At 69.4% G+C, this 2,473-nt stretch carries 3 protein-coding genes; 2 read left to right on the top strand and 1 reads right to left on the bottom strand.

Annotation, left to right across the window (positions count from 1 at the left end):
• A partial coding sequence (locus CCL05_RS42455; RefSeq protein ID WP_143590052.1) for a phosphoenolpyruvate carboxylase occupies window positions 1-467 on the bottom strand: 467 nt, incomplete at its 3' end.
• A gap of 294 nt (window positions 468-761) precedes the next feature.
• On the opposite strand from CCL05_RS42455, the gene CCL05_RS42450 reads away from it, so the two are divergent.
• A complete protein-coding gene (locus CCL05_RS42450) occupies window positions 762-1,778 on the top strand; it encodes an acyl-CoA desaturase (protein ID WP_086565838.1) in 1,017 nt (338 codons plus the stop codon).
• Window positions 1,775-2,452, top strand: a complete 678-nt coding sequence (locus tag CCL05_RS42445; protein WP_086565837.1) for a TetR/AcrR family transcriptional regulator — start codon at window positions 1,775-1,777, stop codon at window positions 2,450-2,452. The genes CCL05_RS42450 and CCL05_RS42445 overlap by 4 nt, the downstream gene beginning before the upstream one ends.
• Window positions 2,453-2,473 lie beyond the last annotated feature (21 nt).

Here is a 2,473-nt window from a genome sequence, read left to right as displayed (position 1 = left end):
CCGACCGAGGCCGCGCGCCGGAGCTTGTTCAGGACCGACCGGCGCGCGGCCTCGGTCGGGTGGGCCGTGAAGACGGGGCGGACGTTGAGGTTGCGGACCGTCTCGCGCAGGTGCTCGGGGTCGGCGTCCTTGAGCCGGTCGGCCGTACGGGCGAGCAGTCCGCCTTCGGCGGCGCGGCGGGCGCGCAGCTCGCGGCCGCGGTGGACCTGCTCGGTGACGTTGGCCAGGTGGAAGTAGGTGGAGAACGCGCGGACCAGCTTGGCCGCGGTCTGCAGTTCGGTGCCGCGCAGCAGCTCGGCGGCGGCCTCGCCGTCCTCACGGGTGAGGCGGCGGACCTTCTCGACGAGCTCCAGGAGCTCGGGACCCTCCTGCCGGACGAGGGTCTCTCCGAGGAGGTCACCCAGTCGGCGGATGTCGGCACGCAGCTCACTGCTCGTCGTCGTGGTCTGGTCGTCGGCACTGCTCACAGGTGCGGCTCCTTGCAGTGTTGAAGCTCGTCTGGGAGGGGGTACCCGGACGGCGTCTCGCGCGGCGGGCGCCGCATACGGGCCGGACATCCGGGAAGAAATCAGAGCGGACCGCGCTGTCCGACCGACTCCAGGATAGGTGTCGGCCGGGACGCGCAGGCCCTCGGGCTCTTGCCGCCGGGCGACGCGCTGCCATACTTACGAAGCCGTAGGTTACGGAACCGTAGGAAGCACTGCGGGGTTCCCGTGCTCCGGCACCCTCCTCACCATCCACATACCCCCCAGGGGACGCGTATGACCAGTAGTTCCGACGTGATCGAAAACGCCCCGAAGGCGTCCGGCCAGGAAACCGACCAGGCTCCCCCCGCCACGCTGGGCGGCGAGCAGAAGCGCTCCATCGAGCAGATCGCCCTCCTCCTCTTCATCACCGTCCCGTTCCTCGCGCTGCTGGCGGCGGTCCCGCTGGCCTGGGGCTGGGGCGTGAGCTGGCTGGACCTCGGTCTGCTGGTGTTCTTCTACTACCTGGGGTGCCACGGCATCACGATCGGTTTCCACCGTCACTTCACCCACGGTTCCTTCAAGGCCAAGCGGCCGCTGAAGATCGCGCTGGCGATCGCCGGGTCCATGGCGGTCGAGGGCCCGCTGGTCCGCTGGGTGGCCGATCACCGCAAGCACCACAAGTTCTCCGACGCGGAGGGCGACCCGCACTCGCCGTGGCGGTTCGGCGAGACGCTCCCGGCCCTGATGAAGGGCCTGTGGTGGGCGCACATCGGATGGATGTTCGACGAGGAGCAGACATCGCAGGAGAAGTACGCCCCGGACCTGATCAAGGACAGGACGCTGCGCGCGATCTCCCGCCAGTTCGTGCTGTGGACGGTCGTGTCCCTGACCCTCCCGGCGCTGATCGGCGGGCTGGTCACGATGTCCTGGTGGGGCGCGTTCACGGCGTTCTTCTGGGGTTCGCTCGTCCGGGTGGCCCTGCTGCACCACGTGACGTGGTCGATCAACTCGATCTGCCACGCGGTGGGCAAGCGCCCCTTCAAGTCGCGCGACCGCTCGGGCAACGTGTGGTGGCTGGCGATCCTGTCCTGCGGTGAGTCCTGGCACAACCTGCACCACGCCGACCCCACCTCCGCGCGGCATGGGGTGATGCGCGGCCAGCTCGACTCCTCCGCCCGGCTGATCCGCTGGTTCGAAATGCTCGGCTGGGCGTACGACGTGCGCTGGCCGTCACGCTCGCGTATCGATTCGCGCCGTAACACCGGGGAAGGCGGCTCCCCGCGCGGGAAGGAGCCCGTCAAGGCGGCATGATGGTCGCTGTGGCGACCGACTCGAGCAGCACCCCCAGCAATGACAAGCCGCGGCGAGTGCGTCGCACCCGGATGACCGGTGCCGAGCGCCGCCAGCAGCTGCTGGAGATCGGTCGCACGCTCTTCGCCGCGAAGGGTTTCGAGGGCACGTCGGTGGAGGAGATCGCGGCGAAGGCCGGGGTCTCCAAGCCCGTGGTGTACGAGCACTTCGGCGGCAAGGAGGGGCTGTACGCGGTGGTCGTGGACCGCGAGATGCGCCGCCTGCTGGACATGGTGACCAGCTCCCTCACGGCCGGTCACCCCCGCGAACTGTGCGAACAGGCCGCCTTCGCCCTGCTGGACTACATCGAGGAGTACACGGACGGTTTCCGCATCCTGGTCCGTGACTCCCCCATCCCCCAGTCGACGGGGACCTTCGCCTCGCTCATCTCGGACATCGCCACGCAGGTGGAGGACATCCTGGGCCGCGAGTTCAAGAGCCGCGGGTTCGACCCCAAGCTGGCGCCGCTGTACGCCCAGGCCCTGGTCGGGATGGTCGCCCTGACCGGCCAGTGGTGGCTGGACGTACGCAAGCCGAAGAAGGCCGAGGTGGCCGCGCATTTGGTGAACCTGGCGTGGCACGGCCTGGACGGGCTGGAGGCCAAGCCCCACCTGATAGGGCGCCGCAAGGCCTAGAGGACGTGGCCGAGGGCGGTG

This window comes from Streptomyces africanus, assembly GCF_002150735.1.
Lineage (GTDB): Bacteria > Actinomycetota > Actinomycetes > Streptomycetales > Streptomycetaceae > Streptomyces > Streptomyces africanus.
The sequence above is the reverse complement of the archived record's forward strand: the minus strand, read 5'-3'. Positions and strand labels throughout refer to the sequence as shown.